2 protein-coding genes are annotated in these 1,338 nt (G+C 66.1%); one reads left to right on the top strand and one right to left on the bottom strand.

Features of this window, described 5'->3' with window-relative positions; translation table 11 throughout:
- A partial coding sequence (locus FJ980_RS32100) for an FGGY family carbohydrate kinase (RefSeq protein WP_140547503.1) occupies positions 1 to 1,123 on the top strand: 1,123 nt, incomplete at its 5' end.
- Between the two features lie 16 nt (positions 1,124 to 1,139).
- Here FJ980_RS32100 and FJ980_RS32095 read toward each other — a convergent pair.
- Positions 1,140 to 1,338, bottom strand: a 199-nt coding sequence (locus FJ980_RS32095) for an FAD-dependent oxidoreductase (protein ID WP_140547502.1), incomplete at its 5' end; no start/stop codon positions are given.

Below are 1,338 nucleotides of genomic sequence, written 5' to 3'. Positions count from 1 at the left end.
CCTCCGGGCCGTCGAATTCGTAGTCGAGCACGGGCAACACCAGTTCGCCGGCCCGGAGGAACTCGCGGCCGAGTATGACGCGATCCGTCCGCCCTTCGCTGAAACCGGCACGCCGCGGCTGCCGCTCGGCCTCAATCTCGGCGCGCAATTCTTCTGGCAGCAGAAGCGCTTTCCGACGGAATTCGCCAGGGCAACGGCGATGTTGATGTATCCCCAATATTGGGCGCTGCGGCTGACCGGCATCGCCGCCAACGAGGTGACCTCGCTCGGCTGCCACACCGATCTGTGGAACCCGTGGAAAGCGGATTTCTCGGCGATGATCGACCGCCTCGGTTGGCGCGCGTTGATGGCGCCGGTGCGGCCGGCAAGGGACCGGCTCGGCCCGCTCCTGCCGGCGCTTGCCGAGCGAACGGGGCTCGATCCGCGGACGCCTGTGTTCTGCGGCCTGCACGATTCCAACGCCTCGCTGTTGCCGCATCTTCTCGCCGACGCGCCGCCTTTCAGCGTCGTCTCGACCGGCACCTGGGTGGTGTCGATGTCGGTCAGCGGCAGATCGGTGGCGCTCGACCCGGCGCGTGATACGCTGGTCAACGTCAACGCGCTGGGCGATCCCGTGCCATCGGCGCGCTTCATGGGCGGCCGCGAATTTTCCGTGCTGACGGATGATCAGCCGGAGAACTGGACCGAAGACGATGTCGGGGCCGTGCTGGCAAAAAGGACGCTGCTGCTGCCATCGACACAACAGGGGTCGGGACCGTTCCCGCATCATGCGGCGGCGTGGCTCAACGCTGACGGCATGAACAGCGGCCAGCGCTTTGCCGCCATCTCTTTCTATCTGGCGCTGATGACGGCGACCTGCCTCGATCTGATCGGCGCCGACGGCCCGACCATTGTCGAAGGCCCTTTAGACCGCAACCGGCTCTTTGTCGGCATGCTGGCGGCGGCGACCGCCAGAAGCGTCGTCGCCTCCGAAGCCGCGACCGGCACCAGCATCGGTGCCGCGTTGCTGGCATCGGACAAGGCTGAGGCGCATGGCAAGGGCTTGAGACAAGAACCGCCGGTCGACCCCGCCTTGACGGATTATGCAAGCACCTGGCGTGCGGCGGTCGAAGGGCGGGGCTAACTACGGATCCGCTTGCCTAATCTTCATAGACCAGCCCCTGTGGATCGATTTCGGGCTTTCGGCCGGCGACGAGATCGGCGAGGAATTTGCCCGAGCCGCAGGCCATGGTCCATCCGACATGGCCGTGGCCGGTGTCGAGATAGAGATTTTTGTAGCGGGCCCGGCCGATGACCGGCACGGAATTGGGCATCATCGGCCGCAGGCCCGCCCAGAAC

It is taken from the genome of Mesorhizobium sp. B1-1-5 (assembly GCF_006443065.1).
GTDB lineage: Bacteria > Pseudomonadota > Alphaproteobacteria > Rhizobiales > Rhizobiaceae > Mesorhizobium.
This window is presented reverse-complemented; position numbering and strand designations above follow the sequence as displayed.